Below are 16,969 nucleotides of genomic sequence, written 5' to 3' on the forward strand. Positions count from 1 at the left end.
CCTGGTGTCAGCGGCGAAACATGCGTGGTGTTCGACGTATTTCGGGTTCTGGCTCAGAGATAGCCGGGGTGCGGCAGTAGATTTTGGCAAAATGGCGGGATTTGAACAGATGACGGTTTTTGACACAGTGAAACACGGGGTGCTGGCGGCAGCGCTGGTGGCAGGCTCTGCTGGTGTGGCATGGGCCGATGGTCCGGTCAGCGCGGTGGAATTTGGCGCCGAGCTGGAGGGTTACGGTGCCGAGCGTGTGACCTGGCAGTTCGATGCCTCCGCCATGGAACCCGCTGCTGCCTTTGTGCGCGGTTGCGAAGGGTTTGTCCCCGCCGAGGGGGCGGGCATGGCGATTGCGCTTCTGAACCCGCGTGAGGCGCTGCATTTCACTGCTGACGGCGAAGATCTGGCTGGTATGGTGCTGGGCACGCCCGACGGGCTGTATCGCTGCGTTCTGGCCGAAGACGGACTGGCGCAACTGGATGCAGGGCCCGCCCAACCCGGGCGCTACAGCCTGTGGCCTGCGGTTGCGACCGAAGGCGGGCCCGTCAGCGCGCGGGTCATCGCGTCCGAATCGATGATCTCGGCGGTGGAGATGCGCGGACTGGACATGGCATCGCTGGGCGCGCCGCGTCTGGGCCGTTTCCGTTTTGATGCGCAAACCGCCGAGGCGCAGTTGATCGGTTCCGGGGTGCTGGTCGCCGAGACTGCCGCCGATTTTCTGTCCCCCGACTATTGCGCAGGGCTGATCGGCCTTGATGCGCCGGATGCAACCGTCGTGGTAGATGCGGGCACCGGGGCGTTCAGCCTTTATGCCACCACGCCCGGCGATGGGGTGATCGCGATTTATACGCCATCGGGGCGCTGGGTCTGCAATGACGACATGCAGGGGTTGAACCCGGGTATGACCTTCGATGCGCCTGAGGCCGGGGATTACCTCGTTTGGGTCGGCTCGCTTTATGAAGGTGGCGCGGAAACCTTTGAGCTGTCGGCCCGGCTGGGCACGCCCGACTGGGGATTGGTGACGCCCGATGCTGATGCAGAGCCGCGCTATGGTTATGTCACGCTGGTACCGGCCCAGGCAGAGTCGGCGCAGTTGTTGGCACGCGGCGATCTTGCGGCCTATTCGGCGGCGGAAACCCTGTCGCCCGACCAGTTTTGCAACGGTTATGTCAATCCGGATGGGCCTGAAATGGTGCTGTCACTTGACGGCGATACCGCATCCTTCAGCCTGTTCGCCGACAGCGATGTGGATCTGGTGATGGCCGTGCGAGATCCGGCGGGCCTGTGGCACTGCAGTGACGACGCAATGGGGTCAAACCCCGCCCTCACGTTCGATGCGGGCATGGCTGGCGAGTATACCATCTTCGTCGGCGCCTTCAGCGAGGCGTCGCAGGGCCGGTTCGAGCTGTTCGTCAGCATGGGCGCGCCCGAGTGGACGGCCCTGCCCCCCGCAGCGATGGATGATATCAGCGTGCCGGACAGCTTTTTCGATGTGACGCTGGGTCTGGATGCCGCGCCCACGCATGGTACCGTTAATTTCCCCGAGATGGCTGATGCGCGCGTCCCGTTCGAGATCTTGCCCAATGGCGATGATTATTTCGGCCTGGGGCAGGGCTGTGTCGGACGGGGCGCCACTGCGCAACCCGATCTGGTGGTCGAGGTCGCCGAGGGTGCCGCCGCGCTCACAATCTATGCCGTGGCCGAGGCCGACAGCACCCTGATCGTGGTGGACCCGTCGGGCACCATGCATTGCAGTGACGACCTTGAAGGGGCCAATCCTGGTCTCAGCTTCAGCGCTGCGGAACCCGGGGCCTACCGTGTCTTTGCAGGGACCTATGGCGGTCAAGGCAGCGCTGCCATTCTGGGCGTGACCGCAGGTACCCCCGACTGGACGATGACGCCGGGTCGATAACGTGGGGGCCGCAGGCGTGTCGGGCATGACCTTCGCAAGCCGGGCGCATGAAGTCGCCCGACTGCGCTGGGGCTCGGCCTTGGCGCGCCCCGTATCGGGCATAGCTGTGGTGCGGCGGGCCGCAATGGCGGCGGTATTGGCGTCATGCTGGGCCGGGGGCGGGGCGGGCTGGCTTGCCGGCCCTGCCTACGGCCAGACACCTGACAACAGCTGCCAATGGGCGCGTGACGGTGTATGCGACGAGGTGCGTTTTGGGGGCGACGGGGCCTGCGACGTGCGCACCGATACCGCTGACTGCGCGGTTGCGGCGGGTGACCTGATGGCACGGCTGTCGCGTGTGGTGCAGGCGCGGCTGGGCGATGACAGTTGCAACTATGCCCATGATCTGGAATGCGATGACATCCGGTTCGGCGGCACGGGGGCCTGCACCGCGGGCACTGATGCGACCGACTGCCGCGCCGCGGCGCTGGGCGGCGACGATTCCTGCGGCTATGCGTTCGACGGTGAATGCGATGTGCCGGGCATCGGCACCGGCCTGTGTCCGACCGCGTCCGATACCGCAGATTGCGCCAGCGTTGCGTATCTGGCCGGGCGCAGCAACGCCTGTGCCACCGCGTTCAACAATATCTGCGACGAGCCGGGGCGCGGCGGCTCTGGCAGTTGCGCCGCCCTGAGCGACACGGCCGATTGTATCGGGCGCGACCGGCCGCCTTCGGCGCGCGACCATTTCTTTGGCCGCGACGACCGGAAGCTGATCGATCCGGTGCAGATGCCCTGGCGTGCGGTGGGCTTGCTGTCAGGCCCCGACATGGATTGCACCGGCACCCTTATTGCGGAACGGCTGGTGCTGACTGCGGCCCATTGTGTGTCCGAGGGGGGGCAGATCACCCTGCCCGAAATTTTTCGCGCAGGGGCTCATGGCTTTGAGGACTTGGGGCAGGCGGGGGTGGTCGCGGCCTATGTCGCGCCGGGCTTTCGCGATCTGGATGTCGGGCCGGGGCTGGGCAATGGCGACGATTGGGCGATCTTGACGCTGGACCGCGACCTGGGGGCGATGGCGGGGATTGTGCGGCCGCGGGTGTTGGGCGCGGACGATCTGGCGCAGATCGACGCGGGGACTTTCCGTGTCGATCAGGCGGGCTATAGCTGGGATACGGGCGCATGGCTGTCGGGTCATTTGCGCTGTCGGGTGCTGACCGCGTATTCCGACAATACGCTAAGCCATGATTGCGACACGGCGGTGGGCGACAGCGGCTCCCCCCTGTTCCATTACGACGCAGCGGGCTGGTCGCTGGTCGGCATTGACAGCCGCTATACCGATCCCCTCCCGCAGATGGCGGCGGGCTTCAACAGCTCGAACCTAGCGGTAGATACCCGCGCCATGGTGCAAGCGCTGCGCAAGTTTGGCGTGGCGGACTGACGGGGCGCTTCTTGCTGCGGGCCGAGGGGGGGCATGCGCCCGGACAGCCGCCGCGCGATGAAGGATAACCCATGGCGTCGCAGGGCCGCGCTTGCAGATGGCCCGCACTGACGTCGGGCGTCAAGCGGCAGCCCCGCACCGCGCTGATGCGCGCCCTCGTTGCGTGGGCAAAACGCCCAGTCCCCCGTGCCCTGCCGCTATTGCAAGAACGGCATCGGATCGACGCTTTCAAAGCCCTCGCGTACCTCGAAATGCAGGAAGCTCGGATCGCCCGCGCGCACGGTACCGATGGTCTGGCCACGGGTGACGCGCGCATTGCTGTCGACCCGTACGTTATCAAGGTTTGCATAGACCGTCAGCAGATTGTTTTCATGCCGGATCACCACGATCGTGACCCCATCAGTGTCGCGGGTGATGGCGGCGACGGTGCCTGCGGCGGCGGCATTCACCTCGGTGCCCGCACTTGCAGCGATGCCGATCCCGTCATTGCGGCCCTTGTTATAGGCGCGGATGATGCGGCCCTGCACCGGCATGGCCAGGCGGGCGGCAGATGCCTCGGTCCGCTGGGCGGCGAGGTCAGGCGCTGGTGGGGTTGCGGCGGCGACTTCTGCGGCGCGCTCAGCGGCGGGCGCCTCATCCACCGGCAGTGGCCTGGAGGCGCTGGGCGGCGTCGGCGTCGGGCTGCCCGCGCCGGGCAGCGAAGTCTGAGCGGGGGCCGGGGCAGCGTTTTGCGGTGCCTGCTGGCTTGCAACGGGGATCAGCAGATACTGGCCTTCGCGCACCCGCATTTCGGCGTCGAGCCCGTTCCATTCGGCGAGGGACCGCGTGGTGACATTATACTGCCGTGCGATGATGAAGGCGGTCTCGCCGCGCTGCACCTGATGGCGCACCGGCTCGGGGCCTGCCTGCGTCACCGGCGCGGGGGCAGCAGTGGGTGTCGCGGTGCCTTCGGCGCGGTTGATGGCATCGCCCGCCAACGTGGTAATGTCGATCCGGTCGCCCGGGCGGGCACCTGTGGCACGGCTGGGTTCTGCGACACGGCCGGGCAGGGCCAGTACTTCGCCGCCGCGCAGCAAGATATCTTGCTCCAGCGCGTTGTGGCGCGCCAGTTCGGCCGGGTCCAGCCCGACACGGCGCGCGACGGCAGCGACAGTATCGCCGCGCTGCGCCACCACGACCTGATAGCCGGGGTAAGAGATCACGCCACGGTTGTCGGGCTGCGGGCGTGGTTCGGTTGTCTGCTGCGCCGCCTCGGCGGTGGAAAAGCCGTTGTCGCCGTTACGCAGATCCCAGTCGAGAACCGGCCCGTTGCAGGCGGCCAGCGCCAGCCCCGAAAGCCCCAGAAGCCAGAACCGTGCAATCTTGCCGTCAAATGTCGAAATTTTCAAAACGCTGCCCTTATGTTGCCTGACTGAAGTTGCCGACGACTTTGCCGGCGGTCCGCGTCTGGTCCGAACCTTGTGCCCCGAGGCGTCGTTTTCCTGCCGTTTCGCCGCCAAAGCCCTTTCGGTCTGATTTGCTCGCAAAGCCCCTTAGTCCTGTCCCATGCCTTCAATCAAGGGGACAAAGCGGACGGGCCGCAATTCCTCATAGTCAAATCCTGTTTCCAGCCGCGTCACCCGGATCAAGCTTTGCACCGCATCCGATTGACCAACAGGAACCACCATTATACCGCCGATCCGCAGTTGCGCCAAGAGCGGGCCGGGCGGGTCTTCGGCGGCGGCTGTCACGATGATGCGATCAAATGGCGCCTGTTCGGGCAGGCCGAAGGACCCATCCGCCGACAGCGCGGTGATATTCGTCAGTCCCAGCGTGTCGAAAATGCCGCGCGCGGCGGCGACCAGCCTGCGGTGACGCTCCACGGTATACACCCGCCGCGCCAGGTGTGACAGCACCGCCGCCTGGTAGCCCGAGCCTGTTCCGACCTCCAGCACCTTGTCGCGCGGGCCGACATTAAGGGCCTGCGTCATCTGCCCCACGACCGAGGGCTGGCTGATCGTCTGGCCGCAGGCGATCGGCAGGGGCATGTCTTCATAGGCGCGGTCAGCAAAGATGCCCTTGACGAAGACGCCGCGGTCGATCCGCTCCATCGCGGCCAGAACCCGTGCGTCCGTGACTCCGCTGGAGCGGATTGCAAACAGAAAACGCATTTTCTGTTCGGCGTCGTCCATCATTCCAGCGCAGTCCGCAGGGTTTCGAGCGCGTCATAGGCGGTCAGGTCGGCGCGCATTGGCGTGACCGAGATATAGCCGTCAAGATTGGCCGCCGCATCGGTTCCGGGGGCGGTGGGCAGGTGTTGCGGCCCGCCCTTGATCCACAGGAACTTGCGTCCTGATGGGGAGATCTGCGCCTCGACCCCCATGAAGGTGTCCTTGCGGTAGCCTTGGGTGGTGACGCGCAGTCCCTTCACATCCGCGCCGGCGATCGGCGGGAAGTTGACGTTGTAAAACAGCCGGTAATCGCCGCCGTCCCACTGTGCCTTGTCAAGAAGCTGGCGCACGACAGCAGCGCCATGCACGATGGCGGCGTCGAACATGTCGGGCAGGTCTTCGGTCAGCGGGCCGATGTATTGCGACAGTGCAATCGCAGGCAGGCCTTGAAGTGCGGCCTCCATCGCGCCGCCGATGGTGCCGGAATAGAGCACGTTTTCCGCCGCGTTATTGCCCCGGTTCACGCCTGACAGCACCAGATCAGGGCGCGCGCCCTGCAACACATCGTAAAGCCCCGCCAGCACGCAATCGGCGGGCGAGCCTTCGGCGGCATAGCGCCGTGTGTCCAGCTTGGCGATCATCATCGGATGGGTATAGCTTATGCAATGCCCGACGCCCGATTGCTCGAACGCGGGCGCGACGACCCAGACCTCGCCCTTCGGCCCGGCGATTTCATGCGCGATTGCTTCGAGCACCTTCAGGCCGGGGGCGTTGATACCGTCGTCATTTGTCACCAGAATACGCATGCGTCTGCCCTGTCGGTTGTTGCGTTCTACCGTTAGTCCAGCGCGGGCAGAACGACAAGGGCGGGGGCCGTCTTTCCGCAGGGACAGTGGCGCGGCGGGGCCGGATTACGCCAGTTTCGTGACCTTTGGCGGGGGTGTGAGGCCCGGGTGTCATGCCGCGGTTACCAACGGCGCGCAAAAGGTTGCGCGCTACGCCCCGGTGGGGATCTGCATCAGGTTCAAGCGCGCCACCACGCCCGGGCCGAAATGTAGCGTGTTGCTGGCCTTGTGGCGCTGTTGCGACAGATCATCGCCCAGAGCGGCATTGGGGTTCACATCAAAGCGCGGGAAGTTCGAGGACGACACCTCTAGCCGGATGCGATGCCCGGCGCGAAACAGGTTGGCGGTCGGATACATCGGGATGGTCAGCGTGACTGGAGTGTCGGGTTCCAGAGGTAGTAGCCGGTCAAAACCTTCGCGGAACGGTGTGCGCAGAATGCCATCGCAAAGGTTCATTGCAAAACCGTGCGGGAACTCAGCCGTGCGTGGCCAGACATCGACCAGTTTCGCGGTGAAATCCGTCGTTGGCCGGTCGGAAGAGATTGTCAGATCGACCGAGACATTGCCCGCGACCGCCACATCCTGCGCCAAGGGCTCAGATTCGAATACCAGAACATCCGCGCGGCTGGTCAACGGCATGCCGGGGGCGCGGCTGCCGAAGAAGGCCGCTTCCTCGCGCTGATCGAAGGCCCCGCCAACCATGACTGGCGCGCCCGAGGTGATGGGGCCGCCGATTGTGGGCACCGGGTCTTCGGGATCGAAGATATAGCCCACGGTGCCCGCTTCACGGGGCAGCCGGGGGTCCAACCCGCCCTGCGGTGTCAGGTAAAGCGGCATCGGGGTGGCGTCTGGAGGCGGCCAGTCCTGCGCCGTGATCCACCTGCCGCCGTGATCCAGCCGCCCTTCCGCCGTGTGCTGCCCGCTGCCGCCGCCCATCAGGAAGAAGCGCACAGGCTGTTCAGCCCCATCGTCGGCACCTTGCAGATGTCGGCTGAAATAGGCGATGCGCCAGGCGACGAAATCGCAGCCGGTCGCGGCCTCGAACGTGGCGTCGGGGCCGAAATCGACCTTCCCCGCGTAGGTACGCGAGCGGTTGCCGTGGGTCCAGGGCCCCATGATAAGGCGCGCGGGATGGCCAAGGGCACGCAGCCCGCTGAAGTTTTTGATCGCGGTGCAGGCATACGGGTCGTACCAGCCTGACATATGCACCGAGGGCACCGGGGGCATGCGATCATGATAGCCCGCTGCATAGAGCGCCGGGATCTTCCAGTAGTCGTCGAACAGGGTGCGGTCCCACTGATCGAACAGGTAATCCTCATAATCCGGGATCGGTGAAAGCGGCGAATGCCCGCGCTTCCAAGGCATCCGGCGGAACCATGCGGCGATGTCGGTGGCTTCCAGCGCGGCCTTGGCCACCGGGTCGGCTGCCGCCGCGCGCGAGCGCAGGGCATGGCGGAAAGCCCAGGTGACCTGCTTCAACTCCAGCGCGCCGCCAAAGCGGATGCCGCCCTGATAGGCGTTGGAAAATCCGCCGCAATCCAGCACCATCGCGGCCAGCCCTGGGGGGGACAGGGCGGCGGCGGCCATCTGGGTATGGGCGGAATAGGACATGCCCATGGTGCCGATCTGGCCATCGCACCAATCCTGTGCTGCGATCCAGGCCAGCGTCTCAGCGCCGTCCTCAGCCTCGCCCCGGTATTTGGTGAAGCGCCCTTCCGAGGCATAGCGGCCCCGGCAGTCCTGAAACACCACGACGAACCCGGCGGCGGTGAAAAAACCCGCCAGCTCGCGGCGGCCGAACACCTGCGGATGCGCGACGGTGTATTCGTTGGTGCGTGGCGCGCGCTTGTCGTAGGGCGTGCGTTCCAGCAGCACGGGCCAGGGGCCTGTGCTGCTGTCTTCGGGCAGGAATATGTCACAGGCCAGCCGAACGCCATCGCGCATCGGCACCATGATGTCTTGCATGACGCGCGCGGACGCGGTGTGCTCGGCGGGTTGTGACATGTCAGGCCCTTCCGTTCAGTCGAGGCTGATGTTGGTCATCAACGACCGGCCATCGGGGCTGGGCGTGAAGCTGTAGTTAGCCCGGACTGCCCAGTTGTTGCCTTCCCAGTACAGTGGGATCACTGCGACATCTTCGGCGGCAATGCGCGCGGCTTCTTGCAGGGCGGCCTCGCGCTCGGCATCATCAAATGCCTCGAACGCTTCACCTAGGGCGGCGTCGAACTCGGGGCTGGAGTAGCGGAAGCGGTTGTTCGACCCCCAGCCGCGATCTTCGTCAAAGCTGCCCAGCACGTTGCGCAGTGCCAGCGAGGACTCCCCGGTTGTGATGCCGAAGGCCACCATGAAGGCCGAGAATTCGCGCGCGGTCGCCTGCCCGAAATACACGTTGGTGGGGACGGATTCGACCTCGACATCCAAACCCAGTTGCGCCCACATCTGACCGACCGCCAGCAACACATCGGTGTCGTTGACATAGCGGCCCGCCGGGCCGTGGATCGTCATTGACCAGCCATCCTCGTAGCCGGCCTCGGCCAGCAATTCACGGGCGCGTTCGGGGTCATAGGTGGGGGTGGGCAGGTCCGGGTTGTGGCCAAAGATGCCTTCGGGGGCAAACTGGTTCGCGGGCGCCCCTGATCCGAACTGGATCCGGTCGATAATGGCTTCGCGGTTGATGCCGAGGCTCAGCGCCTCGCGGACCCGAACGTCAAGGAAGGGGTTGCCCACCGCCGGGTCGATCTGCACGGTCGTATCTTCCAGCTGATCGACGCCCATGTAGAGCATCCGGGCCGAGGGAGCCGAGATCACGTCGATTCCGTCATCGGCGCTCAGGCGCTGCAGGTCGTTGGGTGGCACGGCGTCGATGAAATCCACCTCGCCTGCCTGAAGCGATGCGACGCGGGTGGCGGCGTTGTCGAGGAAGCGAATGGTGATTTCCTCGAATGCAGCGGTTTCGCCCCAATAATCGTCGTTGCGCGCGATCACCAGTTGCTCACCCGGGCTGTAGCTGACCATGCGGTAGGGGCCAGTACCCAACGCGGCGGTCCCCCGGTCGAAATCGGCGCTTTCCGCATCGCCCGCGTCGCGCGACACGATGTAAATGGTCGCCAGGTCGCTGATGAGCACCGGCGCGGGTTCGGCGGTGGTGACGACCAGCGTCTGGTCATCCACGGCTTCGACGCTGGAAATGGCGGCCAGGCGCTGGGTGAAGGGCGCGGGGCTGTTGGGCACCTCTGGAATACGCTCGAACGTATAGACCACGTCATGCGCGGTGAAGGGGCTGCCGTTGGTGAAGGTCACGCCTTCCCGCAGGGTGAAGGTCCAGGTCAGGCGATCCTCGGACACTTCCCATTCGGTCGCCAGCCCCGGCGTGAAATTGCCCGCCGCGTCGATGTGTACCAGGCGGTCATAAAGGTTCATGGCCAATTGCTGGTTCTGCCCGGTTGTGGCGAAATGTGGGTCCATCGAACTCGGCGCGGCCGACAGGCCTGCGGTCAGGGTTTGTGCACTTGCACTGCCCGCGCACAGGGCGGCGACGGCGGTGGCGGTCATCAGTTGGGTCAGTCTGGTCATTGTTATAGCTCCCATGGTGGTGATTATGCGACTTTGTGGCACGCAACGGTGCGTCCCGCGGCAACCTTGCGCAGGGCCGGCCGCTCGGCGCGGCACTGGTCATCGGCAAGGGGACAACGGGGGTGAAAATGACACCCGGACGGCGGGTGCAACGGTGACGGGATTTCGCCCTTCACCGGGGTGTAGCGGCGCTTGCCGGTCGTCAGCCGCGGCACCTCGGCCAACAGGGCCTGTGCGTAGGGGTGCAGCGGTTCGCGATACAAATCAGCAACAGGTGCGCTTTCGACCACGCGGCCCAGGTACATGATGACCACCCGGTCAGCGATATGTTCCACCACGCCCAGATCGTGGCTGATGAAGAGGTAGGTCAGCCCGAATTCTTCGCGCAGGTCCATGAACAGGTTCAGCACCTGCGCCTGCACCGACACATCCAGCGCCGACACGGCCTCATCACAGACAATCAGTTCCGGGCGCACGGCAAGGGCACGGGCAATCGCGATGCGCTGCCGCTGCCCGCCGGAAAACTGGTGCGGATAGCGCTGGCGATAGGCCGGGTCCAGCCCGACACGCTCCAGCAGGTCGGCGACGAAGGCATCCTTCTCGCCCGCAGAGATCTGGCCATGGAACACCGGCGCCTCGCCGATCACCCGGTCGATCCGGTGGCGCGGGTTGATCGAGGACATCGGGTCCTGAAACACCATCTGGATGCGCAGCCGGGCCTTGGCTTCCGCTTCCAGGGGGGCGCCCTTCCACAGCACTTCGCCATCGGACGGTGCGTGGATCCCCGCCGCCACCCGGCCCAGTGTGGATTTGCCGCAGCCGGATTCGCCCACCAGCCCCACAACCTCGCCCGCGGCGATGCCAAGGCTGACCCCGTCGACGGCATGCACGGTTTCCGCCGAAACCTTTGCGCCCAGCTTCTGCGCGAGGCGCCCGGCAAGGTCGATGTGCTTCGAGAAACGTTTAGAGACGTTATCGAGTGTCAGTAGATCGCTCATGCCAGCACCTCCTGATCTGCGCAGGGCAGGGCATCGGTGCGCCAGCAGCGCACGCCGTCGCGCAGGGCCTGCGGTACCTCGCAGCCCTCGGCACGATAGGCACAGCGCGGCGCGAAGCGGCAGCCCTTGGGGCGGTTCAGCGGTTGCGGTGCGGCGCCAGGGATCTGTGCCAGCCGCACGCCACGCTGGTTTCGCGACGGCACCGATCCGATCAACCCGCGTGTATAGGGGTGTCGCGGGGCGGTGATGATATCGTCGACGCGCCCGTCTTCGACCACCTCACCGGCGTACATGACGGCCACGCGGTCGGCGAAACCAGCGACCACCGACAGGTCATGCGTGACCCACATCAGCCCCATGCCCCGGTCTTCGACCAGCCCCTGCATCAGGTGCAGCACCTGCGCCTGAATGGTCACGTCAAGCGCCGTCGTCGGTTCATCCGCGATGATCAGGTCGGGGTCGTTCAACAGCGCGATGGCAATGGCCACACGCTGGCGCATCCCGCCGGAAAACTGGTGCGGATAGGCGCGCATGCGTTCATCGGGGCTGGGAATGCCGACGCGCCCTAGCGCATCGCGGCACAGCGTCCACGCCGCGTCATGGGGCATCCGTCGGTGCGCGTTGATGGTTTCCAGCATCTGCGTGTCGATGCGCAGCACCGGGTTCAGCGTCATCATCGGGTCTTGAAAGATCATCGCGATCCGCGCGCCGCGCAGCGCGCGCATCTGGTTGGCCGGTGCATTGGCGATCTGCGTGCCGTCAAACCGGATGGTGCCGCCGACGATCCGCCCTGGCGCGCCGATCAGCCCCATGACCGACAGGCCCGTGACCGATTTGCCCGACCCGCTCTCGCCGACCACGGCCAGCACCTCGCCGCGGTCCACGGCAAAGCTGACGCCGTCGATGGCTTTCACGACGCCCGCATCGGTGAAGAAATGCGTCGCCAGATTGTCTATTTCCAGCAAGCTCATCGGATATTCCTCGGGTTCAGGACATCGCGCAGGTGGTCACCCACCAGGTTGATCGAGACGATCAGCAGCAAAAGCGCCAGACCGGGGAACACGCTGATCCAGTATTGCCCCGACAGCACGAACTGAAAGCCGTTCGAGATCAACAGCCCCAGCGAGGGCTGGGTCGCGGGCAGGCCGACGCCCAGGAAGCTCAGGGTGGCTTCCAGCGCGATGGCACTGGCGATTTCCACCGTATAAAGCACCATCAGCGGGGGCAGGCAGTTGGGCAGCAGATGCCCTGAGATGATGCGGAAGCGTGACAGGCCCAGGCTTTCCGCCGCCTCGACATATTCGCGCTTCCTCTCTGAAAGGGCGGTGGCGCGGGCGACCCGGGCAAAGGTCGCCCATTGCACCACGATCAGCGTGAAGACGATCTTGTCGACCCCGCGGCCCAGCACGGCCAGCAAGATCAGCGCGACCAGGATCGGGGGGAACGACAGGTGCAGGTCCACCAGCCGCATGATCAGCGTATCGACCCGCCCGCCCGAATAGGCGGCAATCAGGCCCAGCGTCAGCCCCAGCATCAGCGCGGCGGTGCAGGCGATCACGCCCACGCCAAGCGAGATGCGCAGCCCATAAAGGATCGCAGACAGCATGTCGCGGCCCTGTCCATCGGTGCCCAGCGGATAGGCCGCGCCGGTAAACCCGGCCTCGCCAGGGGACAACCGGCTGTCCATGATGTTCAGGCTGCGCAGATCGTAGGGGTCCTGCGCGGCCAGAAGCGGCGCGAAGACCGCTGCGAAGACGATCAGGGTGAACAGGATCAGCCCGGCCACCGCGACCTTGTTGCGCATGAAGTCGCGGAGCACGCGGCGAAACGGCGCCTCGGTCGTGGCAACGGGTGGCGGGGAATTGGCGGTTTTAGGTTGGGTGATGTCGGTCATGCTTTGCCCCCGTCGATGCGGATGCGCGGGTCGATCAGCGAATAGAGCAGATCAACCACCAGATTGATGATGATGAACAGCACGACGATTACGATCAGGTATGCGACCACCACCGGCCGGTCCAGCAACTGGATCGAGTCGATTATCAGCTTGCCCATGCCCGGCCAGGCGAAGATCGACTCGGTCACCACGGCAAAGGCGATCAGCCCGCCGAAGGACATGCCGACCACCGTGACAATCGGGATCAGGATGTTGCGCAGAATGTGGACGAAGACGACCCGCCGCTCGCTCAGGCCCTTGGCGCGGGCAAAGCGGATGTAATCCTGCGGTTCTACCTCGCGCACGCCAGACCGTGCCAGCCGGATCACCAGCGCAAGGTGCCCGATGGCCAGATTGACTGCGGGCAGGGTGATGTGTTGCAGCCCGTCCAGTGTGAACAGGCTGGATCTGATTCCCAGGAACTCTCCCACCTCGCCCCGCCCGGACACCGGGAACCAGCCCAACATCACGGCGAAGACCATGATCAGCATGATCGCCTGCCAGAAATTCGGCACCGAAAAGCCCAAGATGGACCCTGCCATGATTCCCTGGCTGCCGACCGAACCCGGCCGCAACCCGGCATAAACACCCAGCGGCAGGCCCAGCACCACAGCGATCATGATCGCGGCAAAGGCCAGTTCCAACGTCGCAGGCATACGTTCCAGGATCAGCCCCAGCGCGGGGCGGTTATAGATGAAGGAATTGCCGAAATCGCCCTGAAGGACATTCCCCATGAAGACGAGGTATTGTTCATGGAATGGCCGGTCGAGGCCCATCTGCGCAATCAGGCGCAGACGCTCGGCCTGCGTCGCCTCGGGGTCGATCAAGATGTCGACCGGACTGCCAACGGCATAGATGCCCGCAAACACCACAAACGACATGACCGCCGCCAGAAATACCGCCTGCATCAAACGTCGAATGATATAAACCAACAGGAGCCTCTATTCTTGTGGCAAAGGGGCGCCGCCCCAACTTGTGATTCAAAGGCTTGCAGATAAGTCAATTTGGCGCAATCATATGAATATCAGAAATACGAGTATTCATTTGGCGGATACACTTGGCATCGAATTGCGACATCTTCGGGCGTTTCACGCCGTGATGACGCTGGGGTCGACCGTACAGGCGGCCGAACGGCTGGGTGTGTCGCAGCCCACGGTCAGCAGGTTGGTGGCGGAACTGGAAACCGCCAAGGGGGATCGCCTGTTTCAGCGTGTCGGCGGACGGCTGGTGCCGCGCCCGGGGGCCGAGATGCTGCTGGCCGAAGTGGAGCGCGCGCTGGGCGCTTTCGATACCGTCACCGGGGTGGGCACCGGGGGGGCGGCGCTGCGATTGGCCGCGCCCGTGGGGCTGATCACGGCCCTGATCGCGCCTGCGTGTCAGATGCTGGCGGCGGAATTGCACGGGCTGCGGCTGGCGGTGGATGTCATGTCCTACCGCGATACGGTCGATGCCGTTGCGCTGGGGCGGGTTGATCTGGGGCTGGTCAAGGGGCCGATAGATCACCCCGCGATCGTCGCCGAGCCGCTGATGACGGTCGGCACGCAGGTGATCTTGCCGGGCACGCATCCGCTGGCCGCGCAGGCGCGCATCTCTCCTGCTGATCTGGCCGGGGTGCCGCTGATCTTGCTTGGCCGTTCGCGTCCTTTCCGGGTCGAGGTCGAGGATGCGCTGGGTCGCGCGGGCGTGACGCCGAATGTCGTGATTGAGACACAGGCGGTCAACGCGGCCTGCAGTTTCGTGGCGCAGGGCATGGGGCTGACGCTGGCCAATGCGCTGATGGCCCGGTCGGAACTGCGCGACGGGCTGGTTGCGCGCGCCTTTACCGTGCCGATCCGGCATGCGTTCTTCGTCGTGCGCTCGCACGACACCGCGCGGCCTGCGTTGCTGGACCGGGTGACGGCCTGTATCGCCCGGGTCGCGCAAGCTTTCGCGCCATTGCCGCCTGATTGACGGGGCGCGCCCCGCCTTTCCAGTAAACTCGCCTTTCCAGTAAACCCGTCTTTCGAGTAAACTGGCCTTTCCATCAAACCGGCCTTTCCGCTAAACCCGGCGCTTGCGGCCCATTTGCCATGGACCCCTGCGCGGTGCTGCGCTATCACCCGCGCATTCAGAAGTGATGAGGCGCGAAAATGTCCGGCCATGGCACCCCGATCCCGATGACCGCCCGCAAAAGCCCGCCGCTGCGCGGAGTGGCCGAGGTGCCTGGGGATAAATCTATCTCGCATCGTGCGTTGATCTTCGGTGCTATGGCGGTGGGCGAGACGCGCATCACCGGCCTTCTGGAAGGGCAGGATGTGCTGGACACCGCCGCCGCCATGCGCGCCTTTGGCGCAGAAGTGGTGCAGCACGGCCCGGGCGACTGGTCGGTATTTGGCGTCGGCGTGGGCGGGTTTGCGGAACCTGACCGCGTGATCGACTGCGGCAATTCCGGCACCGGGGCGCGGCTGATCATGGGTGCAATGGCCACCTGCCCGATCACCGTTACCTTCACCGGCGATGCCAGTCTGACCAAGCGGCCCATGGGCCGGGTCACCGATCCGCTGGCGCTTTTTGGCACAAGGGCTGTGGGCCGCGCGGGCGGGCGGCTGCCAATGACCTTGGTAGGCGCGGCTGATCCGGTGCCTGTGCGCTATACCGTGCCGATGCCCTCGGCGCAGGTGAAATCTGCGGTGTTGCTGGCGGGGCTGAACGCGCCGGGCCAGACCGTAGTGGTGGAGCGTGAGCCGACGCGCGACCATACCGAACGCATGCTGCGCGGCTTTGGTGCCGAACTGACAGTCGAGGACACGCCTGAGGGGCGCGTCATCACCCTGACCGGCCAACCCGAGCTCAGGCCGTTGGATGTCGCCGTGCCACGCGACCCGTCCAGCGCGGCCTTCCCGGTCTGTGCGGCGCTGATGGTGCCGGATTCCGATATACTGGTGCCCGGCGTCAGCCAGAATCCCACGCGGAATGGTATTTATCTGACATTGGTGGATATGGGTGCCGACATCGCGTTTGAGAACCCGCGCGAAGAAGGTGGGGAGCCTGTCGCCGATCTGCGCGTTCGTTTCGGCCCCCTGAAGGGCGTGACCGTCCCGCCCGAACGCGCCGCCAGCATGATCGACGAATATCCCGTTCTTGCCGCTCTTGCCGCCACCGCGCAGGGCACCACGGTCATGCGCGGCGTCAAAGAGCTGCGCGTGAAGGAATCCGACCGCATCGACGCCATGGCCCGGGGCCTGGAGGCTTGCGGCGTGCGCATCGAGGAAACCGAAGACAGCCTGACTGTGCATGGCATGGCCAGCGTCCCCGGCGGCGCGACGGTGGCCAGCCATCTCGACCACCGCATCGCGATGGCTTTCGTCTGTCTTGGCCTTGTTGCGGAAAAGCCGATCCGGGTAGATGATGCAAGCCCGATCGCGACCTCGTTCCCGCTGTTCGAGGGGCTGATGACGGGACTAGGCGCGCAGGTCGCGCGGGACAACGGATAAGGGGGCAGACCATGGGCTTCACAGTAGCCATCGATGGGCCGGCGGCGGCGGGCAAGGGTACGATCAGCCGCAAGATCGCTGATCAATTCGGGCTGGCGCATCTGGATACCGGGCTGCTTTATCGCGCCGTGGGGAGGATGGTCGCCGAGGGCGCTGAGCCACTGGCCGCCGCACAGGCGCTGACCCCTGAAGATCTGAACCACCCCGACTTGCGCAGCGCGCGGGCGGGCGAGGGGGCCAGCCGTGTCGCTGTGATCCCCGAAGTGCGCGCGGCCTTGCTGGCCTTCCAGCGCAGCTTTGCCGCGCGCGATGGCGGCGCGGTGCTGGACGGGCGTGACATCGGCTCGGTCATCTGCCCGGACGCGGATGTGAAGCTCTTTGTCACCGCGTCTGATGCGGTGCGGGCGCACCGCCGCTGGCTGGAACTCTCGGCCAAGGGCGATCCCATCGCGGAATCCGAGGTGCTTGCCCAGTTGCGCGCCCGCGATGCCCGCGACGCGGCGCGCGATGCCGCGCCGATGATTTCTGCGGACGATGCAGTCTTGCTTGACACGACGGAACTGACTATAGACGCGGCTGTCGAGTTGGCGGCTGACCTCGTGTCACAACGGATGCGCAAAGGTCTCGGGTAGTCTGCCCGTGGCCATTTGTGCGTTTCAGTCCCCTGACAA

General features: G+C 65.4%; 14 protein-coding genes. 5 read left to right on the forward strand and 9 right to left on the reverse strand.

Annotated elements, in window-relative coordinates; translation table 11 throughout:
* Window positions 1-109: 109 nt before the first annotated feature.
* Together H9529_RS15090 and H9529_RS15095 are read left to right on the forward strand one after the other, a co-directional pair.
* Window positions 110-1,906: a hypothetical protein gene (locus H9529_RS15090; RefSeq protein ID WP_143033475.1), complete on the forward strand. Its 1,797-nt coding sequence runs from the start codon at window positions 110-112 to the stop codon at window positions 1,904-1,906.
* A gap of 25 nt (window positions 1,907-1,931) precedes the next feature.
* A complete protein-coding gene (locus H9529_RS15095; protein WP_092886553.1) occupies window positions 1,932-3,326 on the forward strand; it encodes a trypsin-like serine peptidase in 1,395 nt (464 codons plus the stop codon).
* A gap of 197 nt (window positions 3,327-3,523) precedes the next feature.
* On the opposite strand, the gene H9529_RS15100 is transcribed toward H9529_RS15095, so the two are convergent.
* The 9 genes from H9529_RS15100 to H9529_RS15140 all read right to left on the reverse strand — a co-directional run bounded on the left by H9529_RS15100 (window position 3,524) and on the right by H9529_RS15140 (window position 13,757).
* Window positions 3,524-4,708 carry a M23 family metallopeptidase gene (locus H9529_RS15100; protein WP_223814387.1) on the reverse strand — a complete coding sequence of 395 codons (1,185 nt, stop codon included), beginning with the start codon at window positions 4,706-4,708 and terminating at the stop codon, window positions 3,524-3,526.
* Window positions 4,709-4,858: 150 nt separating this feature from the next.
* Window positions 4,859-5,500, reverse strand: a complete 642-nt coding sequence (locus H9529_RS15105) for a protein-L-isoaspartate(D-aspartate) O-methyltransferase (protein ID WP_092886555.1) — start codon at window positions 5,498-5,500, stop codon at window positions 4,859-4,861.
* Complete coding sequence (gene surE / locus H9529_RS15110; RefSeq protein ID WP_092886557.1) at window positions 5,497-6,282, reverse strand: 5'/3'-nucleotidase SurE; 786 nt, start codon at window positions 6,280-6,282, stop codon at window positions 5,497-5,499. The genes H9529_RS15105 and surE overlap by 4 nt, the downstream gene beginning before the upstream one ends.
* 189 nt (window positions 6,283-6,471) lie before the next feature.
* A complete protein-coding gene (locus H9529_RS15115; protein ID WP_092886559.1) occupies window positions 6,472-8,325 on the reverse strand; it encodes a CocE/NonD family hydrolase in 1,854 nt (617 codons plus the stop codon).
* A gap of 15 nt (window positions 8,326-8,340) precedes the next feature.
* Window positions 8,341-9,894 (reverse strand): ABC transporter substrate-binding protein, encoded by a 1,554-nt coding sequence (locus tag H9529_RS15120; protein WP_176846939.1) that lies wholly within the window; start codon window positions 9,892-9,894, stop codon window positions 8,341-8,343.
* 23 nt (window positions 9,895-9,917) lie between these two features.
* A complete protein-coding gene (locus H9529_RS15125; protein ID WP_092886563.1) occupies window positions 9,918-10,892 on the reverse strand; it encodes an ABC transporter ATP-binding protein in 975 nt (324 codons plus the stop codon).
* Window positions 10,889-11,863 (reverse strand): ABC transporter ATP-binding protein, encoded by a 975-nt coding sequence (locus H9529_RS15130; RefSeq protein WP_092886565.1) that lies wholly within the window; start codon window positions 11,861-11,863, stop codon window positions 10,889-10,891. The genes H9529_RS15125 and H9529_RS15130 overlap by 4 nt, the downstream gene beginning before the upstream one ends.
* Entirely contained in the window at window positions 11,860-12,786 is a 927-nt protein-coding gene (locus H9529_RS15135; protein ID WP_092886567.1) for an ABC transporter permease, read from the reverse strand. Before H9529_RS15135 ends, H9529_RS15130 begins: the two co-directional genes overlap by 4 nt.
* The gene (locus H9529_RS15140) at window positions 12,783-13,757 is read right to left on the reverse strand and encodes an ABC transporter permease (protein ID WP_317889630.1); all 975 of its coding nucleotides are present in this window, start codon (window positions 13,755-13,757) and stop codon (window positions 12,783-12,785) included. The genes H9529_RS15135 and H9529_RS15140 overlap by 4 nt, the downstream gene beginning before the upstream one ends.
* A gap of 112 nt (window positions 13,758-13,869) precedes the next feature.
* On the opposite strand from H9529_RS15140, the gene H9529_RS15145 reads away from it, so the two are divergent.
* The 3 genes from H9529_RS15145 (at window position 13,870) to H9529_RS15155 (ending at window position 16,930) form a co-directional block, all read left to right on the forward strand.
* Complete coding sequence (locus tag H9529_RS15145) at window positions 13,870-14,775, forward strand: LysR family transcriptional regulator (RefSeq protein ID WP_176846941.1); 906 nt, start codon at window positions 13,870-13,872, stop codon at window positions 14,773-14,775.
* 179 nt (window positions 14,776-14,954) lie between these two features.
* Window positions 14,955-16,298: a 3-phosphoshikimate 1-carboxyvinyltransferase gene (gene aroA / locus H9529_RS15150; RefSeq protein ID WP_092886573.1), complete on the forward strand. Its 1,344-nt coding sequence runs from the start codon at window positions 14,955-14,957 to the stop codon at window positions 16,296-16,298.
* Window positions 16,299-16,309: 11 nt separating this feature from the next.
* The gene (locus H9529_RS15155; protein ID WP_092886575.1) at window positions 16,310-16,930 is read left to right on the forward strand and encodes a (d)CMP kinase; all 621 of its coding nucleotides are present in this window, start codon (window positions 16,310-16,312) and stop codon (window positions 16,928-16,930) included.
* Window positions 16,931-16,969 lie beyond the last annotated feature (39 nt).

It is taken from the genome of Roseicitreum antarcticum, from assembly GCF_014681765.1.
Taxonomy (GTDB): domain Bacteria; phylum Pseudomonadota; class Alphaproteobacteria; order Rhodobacterales; family Rhodobacteraceae; genus Roseicitreum; species Roseicitreum antarcticum.